Below are 22,497 nucleotides of genomic sequence, written 5' to 3' on the forward strand. Positions count from 1 at the left end.
GCACGCCGCGCCCACACCGAGCCCAACACCCCCCACCCCCTCACCCCCGCCGAGAAGCGGCGGAAACCGGCGCCGCCGTCTCCGCCCGCACACCACCCCCCACGTCGACCGCCACCGACAACGCGTGGCCCGCCACGGACAACCCCTCGGCCCGCAGCGGACGCCAGCTCTCCGCGACGGAGTCCGCCACCCGCAGCGTGCCGCCCGGGACGTCGGCCTCCAGCCCGAGCAGCGCCCGCAGCAGGTGGACGGAGGACGCCGCCGCCCACGCCTGGGGCCGGCAGGCCGCCGGGTACGGGGCGGGCCCCGTGTCCACCCCGCTGCCGTGCCCGGCGAACAGTTCGGGCAGGCGGGCGTCGAACGTCTCGGACGCCGCGAGCAGGCCGCGCACCAGGGAGTCGGCCTCGTCGGGGAAGCCTGCCCGTGCGAGGCCGTGTACGGCGATGGCCGTGTCGTGGGGCCAGACGCTGCCGATGTGGTAGCCGAGCGGGTTGAAGCCGGTGGCGCCGGTCTCCAGGGTGCGCAGGCCGAAGCCGCAGTCCAGTTCGGGGGAGGCGAGGCGGCGGGCGAGCAGCCCGCTCTCCTCCTCCGTGAGCAGTCCGGTGCCCAGCAGGTGCCCGTGGCTGGAGGTGTCCGTGTCGAGGGGGCGCTTCTGTCCGTCGAGCGCCGCCGCGCAGTAGGGGCCGCGCGCGTCGTCGAGCCAGAAGCGGTCGCGGAAGCGGTCGCGGAGCCGGGCCGCCCACTCCTCCCAGCGGTCCGCATCCGGCCGTCCGAACGCCCGCAGCAGTGCCGCGCCGCCCACCGCGGCCTCGTGCGCGTAGGCCTGGACCTCGCTCAGGGCGACCGGCGCGACGGCCAGGCGGCCGCTGCGCCAGCGCATCGAGTCGCCGGAGTCCTTCCAGCCCTGGTTGGCCAGGCCCTTGCCGGTGCTGTCGACGTATTCCAGCAGGCCGTCGCCGTCGGCGTCGCCGTGTTCGGCCATCCAGGCCAGGACGCGTTCGGCGTGCGGGAGGAGGGCTTCCACCTCGGTCTCGGCGAGGCCCCAGCGCCACGCGTCGTGCAGCAGGGCGACCCAGAGGGGGCCGGCGTCGACCGTGCCGTAGTAGAGCGGGGGCAGGGTGGTGCCCTCGTCCAGCAGCTGCGACGTGCGGCGGACCTCGTGCAGGATCTTGCCGGGCTGCTCCTCGGTGGCCGGGATGTCGCGGGTGCCCTGGCGGCGGGCGAGGGTGCGGAGCGTGCCGGCGGCCAGGTCGGTGCCGAGCGGCAGCAGCATGCGGGCCGCCCACAGGGCGTCGCGGCCGAAGAGGGTGAGGAACCAGGGCGCGCCGGCGGCGAGGAAGGTGTCCTGCGGGTGTTCGGGGTCGGTGAGCAGGAGGCCGGCCAGGTCGTCGAGGGAGCGGTCGAGGAGGCGGGGGAAGCGGTGGTCCGGAACGCGCAGCCGCGGCCGGCTCCACGGGACCCGGCGGGTGGGTGCCGGGGCGAACGGGAAGCCGTCGCGGTCGACGGCCGCGCAGTCGAGGTCCACGCGGGCTCGGCCGCCCGGCGGCAGCGTCAGCCGGTAGTGCGCGCGGACGGCGGTGCCGCCCTCGTCGTCGACGGAGTCGGGGGCGGGGGTGGAGGTCAGGCGGGACTCCCACTCCTGCCAGTGCCAGCGCAGTGCGTCGTCGGCGCGGCGCACGCCGGGGGGTGCGGCCCGACGGCCGGCCTTCACGTCGTCCATGGCGGCGAAGTCGGCGTCGAGGGAGAGGGCCAGGGGCACGGTGACGTCGAGGGGGCCGGCGTTGTGGAACTCGAACGACTCGCGCAGTCCGTCGGCGTGGACGGTGCGGGTGTGGCGGAGCGTCACGGCCGGGTCGGCGGTCTGCTCGCCGACGCCGCGCAGCACGGTGCGGAAGGCGGCCGTGGAGGCGTCGGAGTGTCCCGTGCGCACGGGCGCCAGGGGTACGCCCTCGACGTCGGCGACCAGGCGGGAGAGGAAGCGGCGGTCGCCGCGGAAGAAGCCGTCCGCGCCGGAGCGCATGGCGCCGGCGGGCCGGGAGAGCGCCACGGCGGGCGCGGCCAGCACCACGCAGGCGTCGTGCAGGAAGGGCTGCAGTCCTGACGCGGTGCCGGAACCCGTGGGCGCCTGACTCTTGACAGTGGTGTCCATCGGCGGCCAATCTCTTCGCTCATTGGATCGATCAAACCGCCCTGACGATATTTCCCCGTCCACGCATGGGGGAAGAGGTTTGATCGATCCAATTCAGACCACTGAGGAGGCCGGGCATGCCGAGGGACGACGTGAAGGGCGACGGGGGACCCGTCACGATGGCCACCGTCGCGGCACGGGCGGGCGTCAGCCGGCAGACCGTCTCCAACGCGATCAACACCCCCGAGCTGCTGCGCCCGGAGACCCTGGCGCGCGTCAACGCCACCATCCGCGAGCTGGGTTACCGCCCGCACCGGGCGGCGCGTTCGCTGCGCACCCGGTCGAGCCGGCTCATCGGGTACGCCGTGCGGCCGGTGGCCGCCGCCGCGCCGACCCCGGTGCTGGACCGCTTCCTGCACGCCCTCACCGAAAGCCTCGACGACGCCGGCTACCGGGTGCTGCTCTTCCCCTCGCCCGGCGGCGAGGAGGAGACCGGCACCTACGCCGAACTGCTCCGCGAGGACACGGTCGACGCCTTCGTGCTGACCAACACCGTGGTCGGCGACCGGCGGCAGAGCTGGCTGCACGAACGCGGAGTCCCGTTCGTCGCCTTCGGCCGCGCCTGGGGCACCCGGGACGCCGGGGACTGGGTGGACGTCGACGGTGCGCACGGCACGACCGCGGCCGTCGACCATCTCGTCGCGCGGGGGCACCGGCACATCGCGTTCCTCGGCTGGCCCGAGGGCTCGGGTGTCGGCGACGACCGCGCGCGGGGCTGGCGCGAGGCCCTGGAGCGGCACGGACTGACGCCGGAGGGCCTGCGCGCCCGGGCGGACGGTTCGATCGAGGCCGCGACCGACGCGGCGCACCGGCTGCTGGACGACACCCCGGCCACGGCCGTCGTCGCCGCCAGCGACTCGCTGGCCATGGGCTGCTACCGCGCGCTCGACGTACGCGGCGAACCGCCCGCCCGGCTGGCCGTCGTCGGCTTCGACGACGCCCCTTTCGCCCCACTGCTGCGGCCCTCCCTGACCACCCTGCGGCAGCCGCTGGAGTTCCTCGGCCGCGAGTGCGTACGGCTCCTGCTGCAGCGCATCGGCGAACCCGACGCCCCCGACCGGCACGCGCTGGTCGCGCCCGAACTGGTCGTGCGCGACAGCTCACCGGCGCCTCCCACCGACTGAACCGCCCACCCCCTTGTGACGGAGGAAGACCCATGCGACCCCCGATACGCACCGCCGCACTGCTCACCTGTGCCGCGCTCGTCCTCTCCGGCTGCGGATCGCAGTTCGGCAGCAACGAGAAGACCGAACAGGACGACTCGGCCCGGCAGAAGCTGGCGATGATGATCGCCGCCTCCACCGACGCCGAGGCCGACTCCCTCAAGAAGGCCGTCGCCCGCTGGGAGAAGAAGACCGGCCACCAGGTCAGGGTCCAGGTGGCGCAGGACCTCAACCAGCAGCTCGGGCAGGCCCTCGCGGGCGGCGAGCCGCCGGACGTCTTCTACGTCACCTCCGACCAGTTCGCCAACTACGCCGAGGGCGGCTCGCTGTACGCCTACGGCGACCAGGTGGAGGCGGACGGCTTCGTCGAGGGGCTGCGCGCCTCGTTCAGCCACGAGGACGAGCTGGTGTGCGTGCCCAAGGACTCCTCCACGCTCGCCCTCGCCATCAACAAGGACCTGTGGAAGAAGGCGGGGCTCACCGACGACGACGTCCCCACCGACTGGCAGGAACTGGAGGACGTCGCCGGGAAGCTGACCAAGGGCGACGTCACCGGCCTCGTCTTCGACCCGACCTACAACCGGGTCGGCGCCTTCATGCGGCAGAGCGGCGGCTGGATCACCGACGACGGGCAGCAGAAGATGGCTGCCGACACCCCGGAGAACCTGCGCGCCCTGACCTACGTCAAGGACATGCTGCGCAGCGGCTCGCTGAAGTACTCCAAGCAGGTCGACTCCGGCTGGGGCGGTGAGGCGTTCGGCAAGGAGCGCGCGGCCATGGCCATCGAGGGCAACTGGTTGACCGGCGCGCTGCGCAACGACTACCCGGACCTGGACTACCGGACGGTCGAGCTGCCCGGGGGCCCGGAGGGCCGGGGCACGCTCTCCTTCAGCACCTGCTGGGGCGTCGCCAAGAAGAGCGCCCACCACGAGGCGGCCGTCGACCTGGTGAAGGCGCTGACCGCCCCGGACCAGCAGATGACGTTCGCCGAGGCGTTCGGCGTGATGCCCTCGCGCACCGAGGCGCTGGGGGAGTACGGGACGGCGTTCCCGGAGAGCGCCGCGTTCGTCGCGGGTACCGAGTACGCCGAAGGGCCGGTGACGCTGCCGGGGTTCGCCAAGGTGCTCCAGCAGTTCGACACCGACCTGGCCGGCCTGCGCACCGGCGATCCGGAGAAGATCCTCGCCGAGCTGCAGCGCAACGGTGAGCAGGCGCTGGCCGACCGATGAGCGCGCTCACCACACCGTCGGCCCGCCGTTCCGGCCCGCTCCCCGGGGGGCGGAACGGCGGCCGCCGCGGCCGCGAGGGCCTGTGGGGCTGGCTGTTCGTCGCCCCGGCCGTCACCGTGCTGGGCCTCTTCCTGCTGGCGCCGATCCTGATGGCGCTGTGGGTGAGCCTCCTCGACTGGGACGGGCAGTCCAACCCGTTCACCGGCACGGAGAACTTCGTCGGCCTGGACAACTACGCCGACCTGCTGACCCGGGACGGCCTCGACCGCGAACAGCTGATGACCTCCCTGCGCAACAACTTCTTCTACGTCCTGCTGGTCGTCCCGCTCCAGACGGTCGTCTCGCTGGGCCTCGCCCTCGCGGTCAACCAGCGCGTGCTGAAGGCGAAGAGCGCCTACCGGACGGCCTTCTACTTCCCGTCGGTGACCAGCTCCATCGCCATCTCCACCATCTTCCTGTTCCTCTTCCAGGGCAGCGGCGCGGTCAACACCGCGCTGTCCCACGTCGGTGTGGACGGACCGAACTGGTTCACCGACGCCCGGGGCCTCACCTGGGTCGTCCTGGACGGCCTCGGCCTCGTCGACGCCGCCCGCCCGCCGCAGGCGCTGGCCGGCAACGAGGTGCTGGGGCTGAGCTGGTGGGACTGGCTGGCCGGGCCCTCGGTCGCGATGACCACCATCATCCTGCTCGCCGTCTGGACCACCTCCGGCACCTTCATGCTGATCTTCCTGGCCGCCCTCCAGGACGTTCCCGCCGAGCTGGAGGAGGCCGCCCGCATCGACGGCTGCGGCCGCTGGGGCGTCTTCCGGCACGTCACCCTGCCCGCCCTGCGGCCGGTGACCTTCCTCGTCCTCACCCTCGGACTGATCGCCACCTGGCAGGTCTTCGACCAGGTGTACGTGATGAGCCAGGGCGCCCCCGCCAACACCACGCTCACACCCGCCTACCTCTCCTACACCGAGGGCTTCGACAACGCGCAGTACGGCAAGGGCGCCGCCATCGCCTTCCTGCTGCTCGCGATCATCCTGGTCTTCACCGCCCTCCAGCGGTACGTGCTGCGCGACCGGGACGCGGAAGGGACGACACGGAAGCAGAGGAGCCGCACCCGGTGAGTACCGACACCCCCACCCGCGCCCGTACCCGCCCGGCGGCGGCCGCCCCCCGTCGTCGCCCCGTCGCCCGCGGCACCTCCGGACGGCCGCTGCGCCTGGCCGGCTACCTGCTGATCACCCTGGGCGCGCTGCTGTACGTCTTCCCCTTCGCGGTCCAGGTCGCCACCTCGTTCAAGACCACCCCGGAGGCCGCGGCCGACCCGCTGTCCCTGATCCCCGGCGCCGCGACCCTGGACGCGTACCGGCGGCTGTTCGGGCTGGGCGGCGTCGACGGGGTGCCGTTCCTGCGCTGGCTCGGCAACTCGGTGGTCGTCACCCTGCTCGTCACGGCGGGCCGGGTGCTGTTCGACTCCGCGGCCGGATACGCCCTCGCCCGGCTCGACTTCCGCGGCCGCTCGCTGCTCTTCGCCGCGCTGCTGTCGGTGATGGCGGTGCCCGGCGTCGTCCTGCTCATCCCGAAGTTCCTGGTGTTCAACACGCTGGGCATCTTCGACAGCTACCTCGCCATGATCGTGCCGTTGATGGCCGACGCGGCCGGGATCTTCATCATGAAGCAGTTCTTCACGTCCATCCCGCGCGAGATCGAGGACGCGGCCCGGATCGACGGCGCGGGCGTCGTCCGCACCTTCTGGTCCGTCGTGCTGCCCATGGCCCGCCCGGCGCTCATCACGCTGACCATCCTGTCCTTCCAGGGCTCGTGGAACGAGTTCACCCACTTCCTCGCCGCCACCCAGTCCCCCGAGTACGAGACCCTCACCACCGGCCTCGCACGCTTCGTCGCGGGAGGGCTGGGACAGGGCACGCAGTACCCGCTCAAGCTCGCCGCGGCGCTGCTGTCCACGATTCCCGTGGCCCTGCTCTTCCTCTTCTTCCAGCGGCACTTCATCCGCGGCGCCAACGCCGGAGCCGTCAAGCAGTGAGCCCTGCGGCGCCCGCCGGTCTCCTCCGGTTGCCGCCCACGGCTCAGGTGCCAGGCTGAGAGGAGGGGCCCTCGGCCAAGGAGGAGCCATGACCACCGGAGGAACCAGGGGAGCGGCCGCCGCCCCCGTCGACGACCGGGCGACGAAGGCGGCTCACCGCGAGATGTGGGCCCTGGGCGACTACCCGAAGATCGTTCACACCGTCATCCACGAGTTCGGCCCGCGCCTGGTCCGCGCCTGCGGGATCGGGCCCGGCATGCGCGTGCTCGACGTGGCCGCCGGCACGGGCAACGTGGCGCTCCGGGCCGCCGAGGCCGGCGCCGACGTGGTCGCGTCCGACCTCACTCCCGCACTGCTGGCGGCCGGCCGGCAGGAGGCCGAGGCCCGCGGCCTCACGCTGGAGTGGCGGGAGGCCGACGCGGAGGCGCTGCCCTTCGAGGACGGCGCGTTCGACGTGGTCACCTCGGCGGTCGGCGCCATGTTCGCGCCCCACCACGAGGCCGCCGCCGGCGAGATGCTGCGCGTGTGCCGCCCCGGCGGCGTCATCGGGATGATCAACTGGACGCCCGAGGGCACCATCGGCCGCTTCTTCCGCACCCTCGGGGCGTACGCGCCACCGCCCCCGCCGGACGCCGAGTCGCCGCTGCTCTGGGGCACCGAGGAGCACGTACGCCGGATGCTCGGCGGCCGGGCGCGTGCGGTGGAGACCTCACGCGAGGTGATCACCAGCGGTCCGTTCGAGGACCCGGAGGCGATGTGCGCGTTCTACAAGGAGAACTTCGGGCCGGTGATCAACGTCTACCGGGGTCTCGCCGACGACCCGGCGCGCACCGCCGAACTCGACCGCGACTACCTGGAGTACGCCCGGAGCACCAACCGCGGCCGCCCCGGCGAACCGGCCCGCTACGAACTGGAGTACCTGCTGGTCGTGGCCCGCAGGGCGGGCTGAGCGGACGCGCCCCCGGCCGCCGCGCGGCTCAGCTCAGGCCCGCGGAACGCGCCCGCTCCACGGCCGGGCCGATCACCGCAGCCAGCGTCTCCACCTCGTCCTTCGTCGAGGTGTGGCCCAGCGAGAAGCGCAGCGTGCCGCGGGCGAGGTCCGGTGCGGCCCCCGCCGCCAGCAGCACGTGACTGGGCTGCGCGATGCCCGCCGTGCACGCCGACCCCGTCGAGCAGGCGATGCCCTGGGCGTCCAGGAGGAGCAGCAGGGAGTCGCCCTCGCAGCCCGGGAAGGAGAAGTGCGCGTTCGCCGGCAGCCGCCCGGCGGGGTCGGGGTCACCGTTCAGCACCGCGTCCGGCACGGCCCCGGCCACCGCCGCCACCAGCAGGTCCCGCAGCGCACCGACGTCCCGGGCGAAGTCCGCGGTACGGGCGGTGGCCAGCTCGGCGGCCGTCCCCAGGGCGGCGATCGCCGGCACGTCCAGCGTGCCGGACCGCACGTCCCGCTCCTGCCCTCCGCCGTGCAGCAGCGGCACCGGTGCGTACTCCCGCCCCAGCAGCAGCGCCCCCACTCCGTACGGGCCGCCGATCTTGTGGCCGGTCATGGTCAGCGCGGCGACACCGGAGCCGGCGAAGTCGACCGGTACCTGCCCCACCGCCTGCACCGCGTCGGAGTGCAGCGGGACGTCGAACTCGGCGCAGACGGCGGCCAGTTCGGTCACCGGCTGGAGGGTCCCGATCTCGTTGTTCGCCCACATCACCGTCGCCAGGGCGACGTCGGACGGATCGCGGGCGATCGCCTCGCGCAGCGCCTCGGGGTGCACCCGGCCCAGTGAGTCGACCGGCAGCCACTCCACCACCGCGCCCTCGTGGTCGGCCAGCCAGTGCACCGCGTCGAGCACCGCGTGGTGCTCCACCGGGCTCGCCAGCACCCGCGTACGCGCCGCGTCCGCCGCCCGGCGGGCCCAGTACAGGCCCTTCACGGCCAGGTTGTCCGACTCGGTGCCGCCCGCGGTGAACACCACCTCGCTGGGGCGGGCGCCGAGCGCGGCGGCCACGGTCTCCCGCGCCTCCTCGACAGTGCGGCGCGCCAGCCTTCCGGGCGCGTGCAGCGAGGAGGCGTTGCCGGTCACCGGGAGGTGCTCGGTCATCGTCCGGACCGCCTCCGCGTACATCGGAGTGGTGGCGGCGTGATCGAAGTAGGCGGAGTCAGCCATGATGCCCCCGATTCTACGAGCCGTCGGGGGCGCGCCCCGGCCCCGGCGGCGGAAGAGTCCGCCCCGGGGCCGGAGGCCGGCAGGAGTGCCCTGTCAGCGCTGGTTCTCGGCCTCGAACATCCAGCGGTGCTTCTCGAGGTCACCGGTGAGCTGGATGAAGATGTCCTCGGTGACCGGGTCCACCTCGCCGACCGCCGTCATCCGCGTGCGCGCCCTGGTGATCACGGCGTAGAGGGCGTCGGCCATCGTCCGTACCGCGTCGGAGTCCTGGAGCCAGCCCTCCTTGACCGTGTCGATGGCGGTGCCCGAGGCGACCGTGGAGGAACGTCCGTCGGGCGCGATGCCGAGCGCGGACGCACGTTCGGCGACGGTGTCGGTGTACTCGCGGGCGTCCGTGACGACCTCGTCGAGCTGGAGGTGGATGGAGCGGAAGCGCGGGCCGACCACGTTCCAGTGGATCTGCTTGGCCACGAGAGAGAGGTCCACCAGGTCGGTGAGGGCACCCTGCAGCGCCTCGCCGACGACCTTGAGGTCCCCCTCCGGGAGCGTGCTCTTGACTGCGTACGACACGATGGTTCACTTTCTCTCGAACTGCACCCTTGGGTCTCTTTCGTCCCCCGGGTGCCCCGGGCGTCGCAGGCCGACACACCAGGGATTCGAAGGCATGGATCCGTCCCGCACTGGACAGGGATCGCCTTGGGGCTCCCGGCGTGGTTCCCCGCGGACCTCCGGGTGAGGGCGGGAACGCGCGGTGCTCCCGCCGCCGTCGACAACCGGGAGGTCTCGTCATTTCAGCGCGCCCCGCACAGGAATTCGGTGAGAACCCCGTGGAGGTCCGGGACACCGGGCACTACACCGAGGAGTACATACCCGGCTTCGTCGAGAAATGGGACTCCCTGATCGACTGGGAGAGGAGGAGACAGAGCGAGGGAAGCTTCTTCGTCGACCTGCTGCGAAAGCGCGGCGTGAAGAGCATCCTGGACGTGGCCACCGGCACCGGATTCCATTCCGTGCGATTGCTCGACGCGGGATTCGAGACGGTCAGCGCCGACGGCAGCGCGGACATGCTGGCCCAGGCGTTCGACAACGGCGTACGCTACGGGAACCACATCCTGCGCGTCGTGCAGGCCGACTGGCGCTGGCTCAACCGCGACGTGCACGGCCAGTACGACGCGATCGTGTGTCTCGGCAACTCCTTCACGCACCTCTTCTCCGAACGCGACCGGCGCAGGGCGCTGGCCGAGTTCTACGCCATGCTGAAACACGACGGAATTCTCGTTCTCGATCAGCGCAACTACGACGCGATGCTCGACCGCGGATTCTCCACGAAACACACCTACTACTACTGCGGCGAGGACGTCGCGGTGGAACCGGAATACCTCGACGACGGACTGTGCCGCATGCGGTACACCTTCCCCGACGACTCGGTCTACCACCTCAACATGTTTCCGCTGCGGAAGGACTACACGCGGCGGCTCATGACGGAGGTCGGATTCCAGCACGTCGAGACGTACGGCGACTTCCAGCACACCTACCGTGAGGAACAGCCCGATTTCTTCGTCCATGTCGCGGAGAAGGAGTACCGGATGGACACCGCAGACCTCGGCGCCGCCTACTCGCCGGCGGTGACCACCGCCCGCAGCTACTACAACTCGGCGGACGCCGACGCGTTCTACGCCTCGGTGTGGGGCGGCGAGGACATCCACATCGGCCTCTACGAGCACCCCGACGAGCCGATAGCCGACGCGAGCCGGCGCACGGTCGCGCGGATGGCCGCGCGGCTGGGCCCGGCCGGGGAGGAGGCGGGGACGGGCCTGGGGGAGAGCACGGTGGTCCTCGACCTCGGCTCCGGGTTCGGGGGCAGCGCGCGCCACCTCGCGACGGAGTTCGGGTGCCGGGTGCTGGCGCTCAACCTCAGCGAGGTGGAGAACGCGCGGCACCGCGCGCTGAACGCGGAACGCGGCCTCGACGACCGGATCGACGTCGTCGACGGCTCCTTCGAGGCCATCCCGTTCGAGGACGCGAGCGTCGACGTGGTCTGGTCGCAGGACGCGTTCCTGCACAGCGGCAACCGGCTGCGGGTCCTCCAGGAGGCGGCGCGCGTGCTGCGGCCGGGAGGGCAGCTGATCTTCACGGACCCGATGGCCGCCGACGGCGTGCCCAAGACCCGGCTGCAGCCGGTCCTGGACCGCATCCACCTCGACACGATGGGATCACCCGGCTTCTACCGCCGCGAGCTGGCGAAGCTCGGCTTCACGCCGGTGGGCGACGACGGCGGCTTCGCCGAATACCGCGAGCAACTGGTCCGCCACTACGCGCGCGTGCTGGAGGAGACCGAACGCCAGGAGGCGGAGGGCCTGGGCACGAAGGTCAGCGCGGACTATCTGACGCGGATGAAGAAAGGGCTCGCCGACTGGGTCCGCGGCGGGCGCGCCGCCGACCTCACCTGGGGCATCCTCCACTTCCGCCGCTGATCCCCCGGCCCCGCCCCGCCCCGCCGTCGCGGTGTCCGGTCACGACGGCGGAGGGCGGTCAGGGCCGGGGCTGGCGGGGGAGGCCAGGAGGCTCGGCCGCGGCGGCGGCATGCGCTTCGGGCGGCGCCCCGGCGAGCAGCGTCGCGAGGCCCTGCCGCGTGGCGGCCACGACCACCCGGTCGTCCGGCCGCAGCACGTAGCCCGGGTGCAGCCGCCAGGTCAGCTCGCCGACGCCGACCGCGTGCGACGCGCCGTCGTCGCTCGCACCCGCCGGAGCGGTCCCCGGGGCGTGGGCCGGGCGGGGTGTGCCCTCGCGGGAGCGTTCCATGACGTCGAGCGCCAGCACCCGCCATGCGTCGCGCCGGAAGGCCTCGGCGACCGTACGGCCCTCCAGGAGCGGATTGCCCCGGACGTCGACGGCGGCGAAGACCAGGACCCGGCGCCCGACCGGGATCGCCCCGAGCACCTGCCGGCCCATCATGGCGCCGGCGAACGCGGGCGCGGCCAGCGCGGACACGGAGCGGCTCCTGGTCTGCGCCAGCGGGTAGGTGTCGCGCAGCGTCCGGTACACGGTGAGCGCGAACTCGTCGTCGAACAGCCGCATCGCGACACGCAGTTCGGGCTTGACCTGGCGTGCGTACAGCACGGCCTCCAGGTTGGTGCCGTCGTCGCTGGTGAGCGCGAGCAGCGCGCGGGCGCGCTTTATCCGCGCCTCCTCCAGCACGCCGCCGTCCTCGGTGACGTCCGCGATCAACGTCGGCACCCGCCGCGACCGGGCGAGCGCGATGCCCCGCGCCTCGGGGTCGCGTTCGATGCAGACGACGGGGATGTCGAGTTCGAGCAGCCGGTCCAGCACCCGGGTGCCGACCTTGCCGAGGCCGAGCAGCACCACGTGGCCGGAGAGCCCGCGCGGGGGACTGCGCAGCGAGGTGGCCCTGCGGAAGGCGCCGTAGCTCTCCAGCACGACCGCCAGCAGCAGGGGCAGCATCATCAGCCCCGCGAAGCTGGCGAGGAGTTGCAGGACCTGCTGCGGGTCGGGCTCCTTGACGTTGGGCTCGTTGATGGCCAGGAAGTCGAGCAGCGTGAGGTACGCGGCGTGCAGCGGACCGCCTTGCCCGAAGCGCCAGTTGAGTCCGGCGAGCACCGTGACCAGGAGGGCCATGGTGCCGAGGGAGAACCGCAGCCGCGGGGAGAACAGGGTGCCCAGGTCGCGGACGGCGGGTAACCGGGGGAGGCGCCCGGTGGCCGGGTTGGGCCGGTCGCGGGGCGTGATGGCCTCCAGCACGACGGCGCCGCGGCCGGGCGCGAGGCCCTGCAGTTCGGCCTCGTCGGGCAGCAGGACGGGGCCGACCCCGTCCACGTCCTCCTCGGCCGCGTCCTCCGCTGCGTACTGCCTCGCCCGGGCGCCGCGCCGCCGCCCGCCCTCGGGGAGCAGCGCCAGGGTGCACAGGGGCTCGCGGTCGCCCCGGCCGCCGGGGCGTGAGACGGCCCCCAGCGCGCGTTCCTTGGCCCGCAGGAGCATCCCGTCGGCGTGGACGATCTTGTCGCTGCCGACCACGGCCGCGGCCACCAGCGACGGCGCGGCGGTGTCGGAGTCGGACAGCACGGTGGTGGAGGCGTCGACGGCGGAGGGGTCCAGCTCCGGGTGCGCGACCTCGACGGCGCGGTCCAGGAGGTTCTCCAGGTAGTCGCCCAGCGTCCGGTTGAACATCCGGATGACCAGCCGCAGCCGCGGATTGAGCCGCCGTGCGCGCAGCGCGATGTGCACGTTGAGCTGGTCGTCGCCCGAGGTGAGGGCGAGCGCGGCGGCCTCCGCGACCCCGGCGGCGCGCAGCGCCGCGTCGTCCGGCACACGTGCCTCGACGGCGGTGACGGAGGTGGCCGGGTCGCCGACGAGGGCCGCGATCTGCGGCCCGTGGTCACCGCCGCGCAACGACGGCAGCACCACGATGACCCGCTGCTCGTACACGACGGCGAGTTCCCGGGTGAGCCGCTGGGCCAGCGCGTTGTCCCCGCACACCACCATGTGGCGGCGCGGCGCCGCCGGCACGCCTACGCTGCTGTCCATGGTCTCCACGGACAGTGCCTCCCCCCTGAAGCCCCCGCAGGGTCTGCGGCCGCTGAACATCTGCGTCTTCTGCTCCGCCGCCGAGCTCGACGAGGTCTACACCGGCGCGGCACGCGAGTTCGCCGAGCTTATCGGCAAGCGCGGACACACGCTGGTGTGGGGAGGAAGCGACTGCGGCCTGATGAAGGTGGTCGCCGACGGCGTGCAGGGCGCCGGCGGGCGGCTGGTGGGCATCTCCGTGGAGTTCCTCCACCACAAGGCGCGGCACGCCGCCGACGAGATGACCATCACGGCGACGCTGGCGGAACGGAAGGCGCTGCTGCTGGAACGTGCCGACGCCGTGGTGGTGATGGTCGGCGGTACCGGCACCCTGGACGAGGCGACGGACATCCTCGAGCTCAAGAAGCACGGGATGCACGGCAAGCCGGTCGTGGTGCTCAACACCGCCGGCTTCTACGACGGTCTGCGGCGGCAGATGGAACGGATGGACGCAGAGGGCTTCCTGCCGGTGCCGCTGCCGGGCCTGGTCACCTTCGCCGACGACGCCGAGGCGGCCGTCGCCGCGCTCGGCGCGTGAGGGACGATGTCGGCATGTCGACCCACACCTCCCCCGCCACCCACCTGATCACCGGAGCCGGCTCCGGCATCGGCGCCGCCGTCGCCCGCCGTCTGCTGGACCGCGGCGACGTGCTGTGGCTGCTCGCCCGCGACGCGGGCCGCGCGAAGGAACTGGCCGCCGCGTTCCCCGGCGCGCACACCGTCGTCGGCGACCTCGCCGAGCCGGAGCGGCTGTCCTGGGCGCTGAGCCACCAGACGCTGCCCGACCGGCTGGACTCGCTCCAGCACATCGCCGGCGTGGTCGAGCTGGGGTCGGTGGGCGACCTGACGCCGAAGGTCTGGAACGCCACGCTGGCCGCCAACCTGGTGGCGCCGGCGGAGCTGACCCGGCTGCTGCTGCCGCAACTCCGCCTGGCCCAGGGCCATGTGCTGTTCGTCAACTCCGGCGCCGGCCTGCGAACGAACGGCGAGTGGGGGGCGTACGCGGCGAGCAAGCACGGCCTGAAGGCGCTCGCGGACGCGCTGCGCTGGGAGGAGAGCGGCAACGGCCTGCGCGTCACCTCCGTGTACCCCGGCCGCACGGCCACGCCGATGCAGGAGAAGGTGCACCGGCAGGAGGGCAGGGACTACGACCCGGAGCGCTGGATCACCCCGGACGCGGTCGCCACGACCCTGCTCACCGCCCTGGACCTGCCGCGCGGCAGCGAGGTCACCGACCTGTCCGTGCGCCCGACCGCATGAGCGCGCCCGACCGCACCGCCGGACACGTGTGGGGTCCGGGCGCGGCGACCGGTATCGGCTCGATGCCCGGCGGCGACGCGCGCGAGACCGCGAAGGCCGTCACGGGCACGCTGGAGGCGCTGCCGTACCTGCCCGAACTGCCCGCGCGCGGTCCCGGCGCCGACATGACCGGCCGGACCGCCGGGATGCTCGCCGAGCTGTACGCGCAGCTGGAGCCCAGCGGCTGGCGCCTGGCCGACCGGCCGGGGCGGGACACCCGCCGGGCCCGGGCCTGGCTGCGCGAGGACCTGGACGCCCTGGAGGAGTTCACCCAGGGCCACACCGGCGCCCTGAAGGTCTCCGTGGTGGGGCCGTGGACGCTTGCCGCCGCCCTCCAGCTGCGCGGGGGCGAGGCGATGCTCACCGACCCCGGTGCCTGCCGGGACCTGGCCGCCTCACTCGCCGAGGGTGTGCGCGCGCACCTCGACGACCTGCGGCGACGCGTGCCGGACGGGCGTCTGGTGCTCCAGCTTGACGAGCCGTCGCTGGCCGCCGTGCTGCGCGGACGGGTGCCCACCGCGAGCGGCTACCGCACCTACCGGGCGGTGGACCGGGCCGTGGTGGAGGGGACGCTGCGCGACCTCGTGGGGGTGCACGACGGGCCGGTGGTCGTGCACTCGTGCGCCGCGGAGGTGCCGTTCGCGCTCCTGCGCCGGGCCGGTGCGGCGGGCGTGTCGTTCGACTTCGGCCGGCTCACGTCGGGCGGCACGGACACGGAGAGTGTCGAGGACGCGATCGGCGAGGCCGCCGAGGCGGGCACGGCGCTCTTCGCCGGCGTCGTCCCGGGCGACGGCGCGGATGCCGCGTCGTTGTCCGACCCGGCGAGTAGCGTCATGGGTGTCAGGTCGCTGTGGCGCAGGCTGGGGCTGTCGCCGGCTCTGCTGACGGAGTCGGTGACGGTCACTCCGGCGTGCGGTCTCGCGGGCGCCTCCCCGGCGTACGCGCGGGCCGCCCTGGAGCACTGCGTACGGGCCGCGAGATCACTCGCTGACAACCCTGAGTGACGGGGCTACGGGACGCACGGGAGGACGAGACGGTGGTCGGCGCACAGCAGTCGGAGCAGAGCGGCATCCCCGCCGAAAAGCGTGAGGAGCACCAGCTGCTCGCGGAGCAGATCGAGGAACACCGCTTCCGTTACTACGTCAAGGACGCGCCGGTCGTCAGCGACGCCGAGTTCGACCGGCTGCTGCGCACGCTGGAGGCCCTCGAGGAGGAGCACCCGGGGCTGCGCACGCCCGACTCGCCCACGCAGAAGGTCGCCGGGCAGTACGAGACGGAGTTCACCGAGGTCGCGCACCGGGAGCGGATGCTCTCCCTGGACAACGCCTTCGACGCGGACGAGCTGGAGAGCTGGGGCGACCGGCTGGCGCGCGAGCTGGAGGGCGTGCCGTACCGCTTCCTGTGCGAGCTGAAGATCGACGGCCTCGCCGTCAACCTCACCTACGAGCACGGCCGTCTCACGCGCGCCGCGACCCGCGGCGACGGCCGGACCGGCGAGGACATCACGCCGAACGTCCGCACCATCGCGGACATCCCGCAGCGGCTCACCGGCGCGGACGTTCCCGCCCTGGTCGAGGTGCGCGGCGAGGTCTTCTTCCCGATGGAGGGCTTCCAGGAGCTCAACGCCCGGCTGGTGGAGGCCGGTGACAAGCCGTTCGCCAATCCGCGGAACGCCGCGGCCGGCTCGCTGCGGCAGAAGGACCCGCGGGTCACCGCGTCCCGCCCGCTGCACATGGTGGTGCACGGCATCGGCGCCCGCGACGGCTTCCGCATCGACCGGCTCTCCGAGGCGTACGACCTGCTGCGCGGCTGGGGCCTGCCGGTCTCCCCGCACATCCGGGTGGTCGACGACCTGGCGGGGGTGCGGACGTTCATTACCGAGTACGGCGACCGGCGCCACTCCGTCGAACACGAGATCGACGGCGTCGTGGTGAAGCTGGACGAGATCCCGCTCCAGGGCCGGCTCGGCTCCACCTCCCGCGCGCCGCGCTGGGCCATCGCCTGGAAGTTCGCCCCCGAGGAGGTCAACACCAGGCTGCTCGACATCCGGGTGGGCGTCGGCCGCACCGGCCGGGTCACGCCGTTCGCCGTGGTCGAACCGGTCACCGTCGCCGGCTCCGAGGTCGAGTTCGCCACCCTGCACAACCAGGACGTGGTGAAGGCCAAGGGTGTCCTCATCGGGGACACCGTGGTGCTGCGCAAGGCCGGTGACGTCATCCCGGAGATCCTCGGCCCGGTCGCCGACCTGCGGGACGGCTCGGAGCGCCCCTTCGTGATGCCCGCCGAGTGCCCGGACTGCGGGACGGCGCTGCGCCCGATGAAGGAGGGCGACGTCGACCTGCGCTGCCCCAACGCCCGGTTCTGCCCGGCCCAGCTCCGTGAGCGGATCTACTACCTCGCGGGCCGCAAGGCGCTGGACATCGAGCACTTCGGCTACGTCGCGGCCACCGCGCTGACGCAGCCGCTGGAGCCGGCCGAGCCGCCGCTGCGCGACGAGTCCGGCCTGTTCGAGCTGACCGTCGAGGAGCTGCTGCCGATCCGGTCGCACGTCCTGGACCAGGACACCGGACTCCCCAAGCGCGACCCCGACACCGGCGAGGCGAAGGTCGTCACCTTCTTCGCCAACAAGCAGGGCGAGCCGAAGCGCAACACCCTCGCGTTGCTGGAGAAGATCGAGGAGGCGAAGCGGCGGCCGCTGGCCCGCATCATCACCGGGCTGTCCATCCGGCACGTCGGTCCGGTCGCGGCGGAAGCCCTGGCCCGCGAGTTCCGGTCGCTGGACCGCATCATGGCGGCGAGCGAGGAGGAGCTGGCGGCCACCGAGGGCGTCGGGCCGACCATCGCGGCCTCGCTGAAGGACTGGTTCGCGGAGGACTGGCACCGCGAGATCGTGGAGCGCTGGCGCGCCGCGGGCGTGCGGATGGAGGAGGAGCGGCCCGAGGGCGACGAGGGCGTCCGGGCCCTGGAGGGGATCACCGTGGTGGTCACGGGCACCCTCGCCTCGCACACCCGGGACGGCGCCAAGGAGGCCCTGCAGCAGCAGGGCGCCAAGGTGTCCGGGTCGGTCTCCAAGAAGACCGGATTCGTCGTTGTGGGTGATAACCCTGGCTCAAAATATGACAAGGCGGTCCAGTTGAAGGTGCCGATTCTCGACGAGGACGGCTTCGCCGTCCTGTTGGCCCAAGGTGCCGACGCCGCCCGGGAGGCGGCCCAGGCGCCACCCGAATAGCCCGCCCGCATGCCCGTGCCGCCTGCGCGTTCGCCGGTGCCCGGCCCGGCGGGGCGCCGGCAGGCGGCAGCTCGCGCAACGAGGTTTGGACACCACCCGATCGGCCTATACCAGAGGGGAGTCCACGACCGGACGGCATTCGGGCAACCGCGGCAGATCGGTGCCCCTGGCAGCCAGTTCCGGCCTACTGTTGAACGGTGAGCCTGTCGTGGCGGCGTCAGGCGCGGACGGTCGTGAGAGGGACGGGCATGCAGGAACCCCGCGGTGCCGAGACCGTGTCATGGCTGCGGCGCGTCTTCCCGTTCGGCATGCCCGGTGTGGCGCCCGCCGTGGTCGGCGTCGCGGCCGTCGCCCTCGCGGCCGGCGTGTACCGGGTGCTGCACGGCGGACACGCCCTCTTTCCCGACGGTGCCGCCGGCTGGTCGTTCGCGATCCTCACCGGCCTCGTGGTGGTGCATCTCGTCGCCCTCGGACGTGACCGGTGGTGGGGCGGCACCGGCTCCGGCGCCGCCCTCACCCTGGCCATCCTGCTGCTGTACGGCTGGGTGCCCTCGGTGCTGGTGTCCCTGGCAGTCGTCACCCTGGTCGGTGCCGCCCGCCTGCACCGGTGGCGCCAGGCGCTGGTCCACGGTGCCTCGGACATCCTCGCCGTCGGCGGAGCCGCCCTCACGCTGGGGCTCTTCCAGGTCAGCGCCTCCGTCGAGGACCCGTGGACGCCTGCCGACTGGGACGCCTACGCGGTGCCCGAACTCGTCGGCGCCGCCACCGTCTACCTGCTCCTCAGCCGGGCCCTGCTGTGGTGCTGCTTCGCCTCCCCGGCCGCCGACCTCGTCGGCTGCGCCCGCACCGCGCTGCTGAGGCAGGGCCTGGTCGTCGTCGCCTTACTCGGCATCTCCCCGCTGATCGTGGTCGTCGGCGTCCACATGCCGCTGGTGCTGCCGCTGTTCGCCGTCCCGCTGATCGCCCTCGACTCCACCCTGTGGATCGCCCGCGCCCGCGCCGAGGAACAGCTCCGCGACCCGCTCACCGGTCTCCCCAACCGCCAGTGGCTGATGCAGCGCGCCCGGTCCGCGCTCGGCGAGGCCCGCCGCGCGGAGACCCGCACCGCGCTGCTGCTCATCGACCTCGACCGGTTCCGTTCCGTCAACGACACCCTCGGCCACCCCGCGGGGGACCGGCTGCTGCTCCAGATCGCCGACCGGCTCCGCACCGTCCTGCCGCGCGGTGCCGAGGCGGCCCGGCTCGGCGGCGACGAGTTCGCCGTCCTGCTGCCGAGGGTCGATTCCACCACCAGCGCCCAGCGCGTCGCCCGCCACGTGGTCGGCGCGCTCGGCTCCCCGCTCGACCTGGACGGGCTCACCCTCGTCCTCGAGGCCAGCGCCGGCGTCGCCGTCTTCCCCGAGCACGCCCAGGAGGCCGAGGGGCTGCTGCGGCGTGCCGACGTCGCCATGTACGAGGCCAAGCGCGACCGCTCCGGCGTCGAGGTGTACGAGGCCACCCGCGACGGCAACACCCCCGACCGCCTCGGGCTCCTCGCCGACCTGCGCCGCGCCCTGGACGCCGGCGAGGTCGAACTCCACTACCAGCCCAAGGTCGGCTTCGACGGCCGCGTCCTCGGCCTGGAGGCCCTGGTCCGCTGGACGCACCCGGACCGCGGCCGGGTCCCCCCGGACGAGTTCATAGCGATCGCCGAGACGTCCGGCCTGATGCCGCGGCTCACCGAGTACGTGCTGGAGACCGCGCTGGCGCAGGTCGCCCGCTGGCGCGCCGCCGGACTCACCGTGCCGGTCGCCGTGAACGTCTCCCCGCGCGACGTGCGCAGCCCCGGCTTCGCCGGCGCCGTCGCCGCCCGCCTCGCCCGGCACGGCGTACCGCCCAGAGCCCTGCAGTTGGAGATCACCGAGCACGTATTGCTGGAGGAGCCCCAGCGGGCCGCCGACACCCTCGCCGCCCTCGTCGGCCACGGGGTGCGCATGTCGCTCGACGACTTCGGCACCGGCTACTCGTCGCTGGTCCACCTGCGGCGGCTCCCGGTCGGCGAACTCAAGATCGACCGCTCGTTCGTGGCCCGCCTCGCCGTCGACCCCGAGGACGCGGAGATCGTGCGCTGCACGGTCGACCTCGCGCACTCGCTCGGGCTGCAGGTCGTCGCCGAGGGCGTCGAGGACGACGAGACGTGGGAGCGGCTGCGTGACCTGCGCTGCGACGCGGTGCAGGGGTGGCTGGTGGCCGCGGCCATGCCGCCCGCGGAGGCCACCGCATGGCTGCGCTCGCGCGGCGCCGGCCCCGCGGAGCCCCGCGCCCTCCCGGCCGCGCCCCTCCGCGGCGCCGACCAGCCGGCCCTCTGACGGCCGGCGCCCGCCGAGGGCACCGGTCGACCGGCGCCGGCCGAGCCGCACCCGCACCTGCGCACGTGCCGTGTCCGCGGCGGCCACCCGGTGCGCGCCGGCGGCCGACGGCGCTCCCGCCACGTCGGGGAGCCGCCGCCGGGGCAAACGGTTTAGGCCACAGGCCGCGGTCGCCATAGGATTGGGCGGAGCCCACCACACGCAACTCACCCTCGAGGATCCGCATGCCTGGCATCACGCGCGAGGAGGTCGCCCACCTCGCCCGGCTGGCACGTCTGGAGCTGAAGGACGAAGAGCTCGACCACTTCGCCGGACAGCTCGACGACATCATCGGCGCCGTCGCCGCCGTGTCCGACGTCGCCGACGAGGACGTACCGCCGACCTCCCACCCGCTGCCGCTGACCAACGTCATGCGCCCGGACGAGGTCCGTCCGAGCCTGACGCCCGAGCAGGCGCTCTCCGGCGCGCCCGCGCAGGAGCAGCAGCGTTTCAAGGTGCCGCAGATCCTGGGGGAGGACTGACCGCCATGAGTGAACTGATCAAGCTCACCGCCGCGGAGATCGCCGCGAAGATCGCCTCCGGCGAGGTCACCGCGGTCCAGGTCGCCGAGGCCCACCTGGCCCGGATCGACGCCGTCGACGAGAAGGTGCACGCCTTCCTGCACGTGGACCGCGAGGGCGCGCTCGCCCAGGCGCGCGAGGTCGACGCGAAGCGGGAACGCGGCGAGAAGCTCGGCCCGCTGGCCGGCGTGCCCCTCGCCCTGAAGGACATCTTCACCACCGCGGGCATCCCCACGACCGTCGGGTCCAGGATCCTCGAGGGTTGGATCCCGCCGTACGACGCCACCGTGACCCGCCGCCTCAAGGAGGCGGACGTGGTCATCCTCGGCAAGACCAACATGGACGAGTTCGCCATGGGGTCCTCGACCGAGAACAGCGCCTACGGCCCGACCGGCAACCCGTGGGACCTGACCCGCATCCCCGGCGGCTCCGGAGGCGGCTCGTCCGCCTCGCTCGCCTCCTACCAGGCGCCGCTGGCGATCGGCACGGACACCGGCGGCTCGATCCGCCAGCCCGCCGCCGTCACCGGCACGGTCGGCGTCAAGCCGACCTACGGCGGCGTCTCCCGCTACGGCATGGTCGCCTTCTCCTCCTCCCTCGACCAGGGCGGTCCGTGCGCCCGCACGGTGCTGGACGCGGCGCTGCTGCACAGCGTCATCGCGGGCCACGACCCGATGGACTCGACCTCCATCGACCAGCCGGTCCCGGACGTCGTCGAAGCCGCGAGGAACGGCGGCGTCGAGGGCCTGCGCGTCGGCGTCGTGAAGGAGTTCCGCGGCGAGGGCTACCAGGCCGGCGTGATGCAGCGCTTCGACGAGGCCGTCGAGCTGCTGAAGGAACTGGGCGCCGACGTCGTCGAGGTCTCCTGCCCGTCCTTCACCAAGGCCCTGGCCGCCTACTACCTGATCGCGCCGAGCGAGTGCTCGTCCAACCTGGCCCGCTTCGACGCGATGCGCTACGGCCTCCGTGTGGGCGACGACGGCACCCGTTCCGCCGAGGACGTGACCGCGCTGACCCGCGAGGCCGGCTTCGGCGACGAGGTGAAGCGCCGCGTGATGCTGGGCACCTACGCGCTCAGCTCCGGCTACTACGACGCCTACTACGGCTCCGCGCAGAAGGTCCGCACCCTCATCACGCGGGACTTCGACAAGGCGTACGAGCAGGTCGACGTGCTCGTCTCGCCGACGACCCCGACCACCGCCTTCCCGATCGGCGAACGGGCCGACGACCCGATGGCGATGTACCTCGCGGACCTGTGCACCATCCCGTCCAACCTGGCCGGCAACGCCGCGATGTCGCTGCCCTGCGGCCTGGCGCCGGAGGACGGGCTCCCGGTGGGGCTGCAGATCGTCGCACCCGCCATGGCCGATGACCGTCTCTACCGTGTCGGTGCCGCCGTCGAGGCCGCGTACCAGGCACGTTGGGGACACCCGTTGCTCGAGGAGGCTCCGTCGCTGTGAGTGGAAAGCTGCAGAAGGCCAAGGGATTCAAGAAGTCCCGGACCGGCATGTACATCTCCATCGCCACCTCGCTGTTCGGCGTCGTGGGCACCGTGAAGCGTGCCAAGCAGGCCCGCGCGGAGGGTGACACCCTCCAGCTCGTCGACGTGGCCGTGTCGGCCGCCGGCATCGTCACGGGCGTCGCGCTGCTCGTCCGCGAACTGCGCCGCCTGGACCTGGAAGACGTCGTGGACGACGTCCTCGACTGAGAGG

Annotated in this window: 18 protein-coding genes; 14 read left to right on the forward strand and 4 right to left on the reverse strand. The window is 73.1% G+C overall.

All coding sequences use genetic code 11. From position 1 onward, the window contains the following. Positions 1-40: 40 nt before the first annotated feature. Complete coding sequence (locus RM572_RS07660; protein WP_311672524.1) at positions 41-2,149, reverse strand: amylo-alpha-1,6-glucosidase; 2,109 nt, start codon at positions 2,147-2,149, stop codon at positions 41-43. A gap of 116 nt (positions 2,150-2,265) precedes the next feature. Here RM572_RS07660 and RM572_RS07665 point away from each other — a divergent pair, with 116 nt between their 5' ends. The 5 genes from RM572_RS07665 to RM572_RS07685 all read left to right on the forward strand — a co-directional run bounded on the left by RM572_RS07665 (position 2,266) and on the right by RM572_RS07685 (position 7,561). After that, positions 2,266-3,312 carry a LacI family DNA-binding transcriptional regulator gene (locus tag RM572_RS07665; RefSeq protein WP_311672525.1) on the forward strand — a complete coding sequence of 349 codons (1,047 nt, stop codon included), beginning with the start codon at positions 2,266-2,268 and terminating at the stop codon, positions 3,310-3,312. 32 nt (positions 3,313-3,344) lie between these two features. Further along, a complete protein-coding gene (locus RM572_RS07670) occupies positions 3,345-4,580 on the forward strand; it encodes a sugar ABC transporter substrate-binding protein (protein WP_311672526.1) in 1,236 nt (411 codons plus the stop codon). Continuing rightward, the gene (locus RM572_RS07675; protein ID WP_311672527.1) at positions 4,577-5,692 is read left to right on the forward strand and encodes a carbohydrate ABC transporter permease; all 1,116 of its coding nucleotides are present in this window, start codon (positions 4,577-4,579) and stop codon (positions 5,690-5,692) included. The genes RM572_RS07670 and RM572_RS07675 overlap by 4 nt, the downstream gene beginning before the upstream one ends. Next, entirely contained in the window at positions 5,689-6,612 is a 924-nt protein-coding gene (locus RM572_RS07680; protein ID WP_311672528.1) for a carbohydrate ABC transporter permease, read from the forward strand. The genes RM572_RS07675 and RM572_RS07680 overlap by 4 nt, the downstream gene beginning before the upstream one ends. A gap of 88 nt (positions 6,613-6,700) precedes the next feature. Continuing rightward, positions 6,701-7,561 carry a class I SAM-dependent methyltransferase gene (locus tag RM572_RS07685; protein ID WP_311672529.1) on the forward strand — a complete coding sequence of 287 codons (861 nt, stop codon included), beginning with the start codon at positions 6,701-6,703 and terminating at the stop codon, positions 7,559-7,561. 28 nt (positions 7,562-7,589) lie between these two features. Here the strand turns inward: RM572_RS07685 and RM572_RS07690 are convergent, their stop codons facing one another. Both RM572_RS07690 and RM572_RS07695 read right to left on the reverse strand, forming a co-directional pair. Further along, positions 7,590-8,768 carry a cysteine desulfurase family protein gene (locus tag RM572_RS07690; protein WP_311672531.1) on the reverse strand — a complete coding sequence of 393 codons (1,179 nt, stop codon included), beginning with the start codon at positions 8,766-8,768 and terminating at the stop codon, positions 7,590-7,592. Positions 8,769-8,861: 93 nt separating this feature from the next. Then, positions 8,862-9,338 carry a Dps family protein gene (locus RM572_RS07695; RefSeq protein WP_311672532.1) on the reverse strand — a complete coding sequence of 159 codons (477 nt, stop codon included), beginning with the start codon at positions 9,336-9,338 and terminating at the stop codon, positions 8,862-8,864. A gap of 218 nt (positions 9,339-9,556) precedes the next feature. Between RM572_RS07695 and RM572_RS07700 the strand changes: the two genes are divergently transcribed. Beyond that, entirely contained in the window at positions 9,557-11,242 is a 1,686-nt protein-coding gene (locus tag RM572_RS07700) for a glycine/sarcosine N-methyltransferase (protein ID WP_449657211.1), read from the forward strand. A 58-nt stretch (positions 11,243-11,300) separates the two neighbouring features. On the opposite strand, the gene RM572_RS07705 is transcribed toward RM572_RS07700, so the two are convergent. Further along, entirely contained in the window at positions 11,301-13,268 is a 1,968-nt protein-coding gene (locus tag RM572_RS07705) for a potassium channel family protein (protein WP_311672674.1), read from the reverse strand. 94 nt (positions 13,269-13,362) lie between these two features. Here RM572_RS07705 and RM572_RS07710 point away from each other — a divergent pair, with 94 nt between their 5' ends. The 8 genes from RM572_RS07710 to RM572_RS07745 all read left to right on the forward strand — a co-directional run bounded on the left by RM572_RS07710 (position 13,363) and on the right by RM572_RS07745 (position 22,493). Beyond that, positions 13,363-13,887 (forward strand): LOG family protein, encoded by a 525-nt coding sequence (locus tag RM572_RS07710; RefSeq protein ID WP_311672675.1) that lies wholly within the window; start codon positions 13,363-13,365, stop codon positions 13,885-13,887. Positions 13,888-13,901: 14 nt separating this feature from the next. After that, entirely contained in the window at positions 13,902-14,609 is a 708-nt protein-coding gene (locus tag RM572_RS07715) for an SDR family oxidoreductase (protein WP_311672534.1), read from the forward strand. Beyond that, positions 14,606-15,652 carry a methionine synthase gene (locus tag RM572_RS07720; protein WP_311672535.1) on the forward strand — a complete coding sequence of 349 codons (1,047 nt, stop codon included), beginning with the start codon at positions 14,606-14,608 and terminating at the stop codon, positions 15,650-15,652. Before RM572_RS07715 ends, RM572_RS07720 begins: the two co-directional genes overlap by 4 nt. Before the next feature lie 32 nt (positions 15,653-15,684). Continuing rightward, on the forward strand, positions 15,685-17,877 hold the full coding sequence (ligA, locus tag RM572_RS07725; RefSeq protein ID WP_311672536.1) for an NAD-dependent DNA ligase LigA: 2,193 nt from the start codon (positions 15,685-15,687) through the stop codon (positions 17,875-17,877). Between the two features lie 248 nt (positions 17,878-18,125). Further along, positions 18,126-20,225: a putative bifunctional diguanylate cyclase/phosphodiesterase gene (locus RM572_RS07730; protein ID WP_394813544.1), complete on the forward strand. Its 2,100-nt coding sequence runs from the start codon at positions 18,126-18,128 to the stop codon at positions 20,223-20,225. 224 nt (positions 20,226-20,449) lie between these two features. Beyond that, positions 20,450-20,746 (forward strand): Asp-tRNA(Asn)/Glu-tRNA(Gln) amidotransferase subunit GatC, encoded by a 297-nt coding sequence (gene gatC, locus RM572_RS07735; RefSeq protein WP_136182247.1) that lies wholly within the window; start codon positions 20,450-20,452, stop codon positions 20,744-20,746. 5 nt (positions 20,747-20,751) lie between these two features. After that, complete coding sequence (gene gatA, locus RM572_RS07740; protein ID WP_311672537.1) at positions 20,752-22,245, forward strand: Asp-tRNA(Asn)/Glu-tRNA(Gln) amidotransferase subunit GatA; 1,494 nt, start codon at positions 20,752-20,754, stop codon at positions 22,243-22,245. After that, a complete protein-coding gene (locus RM572_RS07745) occupies positions 22,242-22,493 on the forward strand; it encodes a hypothetical protein (protein WP_027764929.1) in 252 nt (83 codons plus the stop codon). The genes gatA and RM572_RS07745 overlap by 4 nt, the downstream gene beginning before the upstream one ends. The last annotated feature ends 4 nt before the right edge of the window (positions 22,494-22,497 follow it).

This window comes from Streptomyces hazeniae, assembly GCF_031845485.1.
GTDB classification, from domain to species: domain Bacteria; phylum Actinomycetota; class Actinomycetes; order Streptomycetales; family Streptomycetaceae; genus Streptomyces; species Streptomyces hazeniae.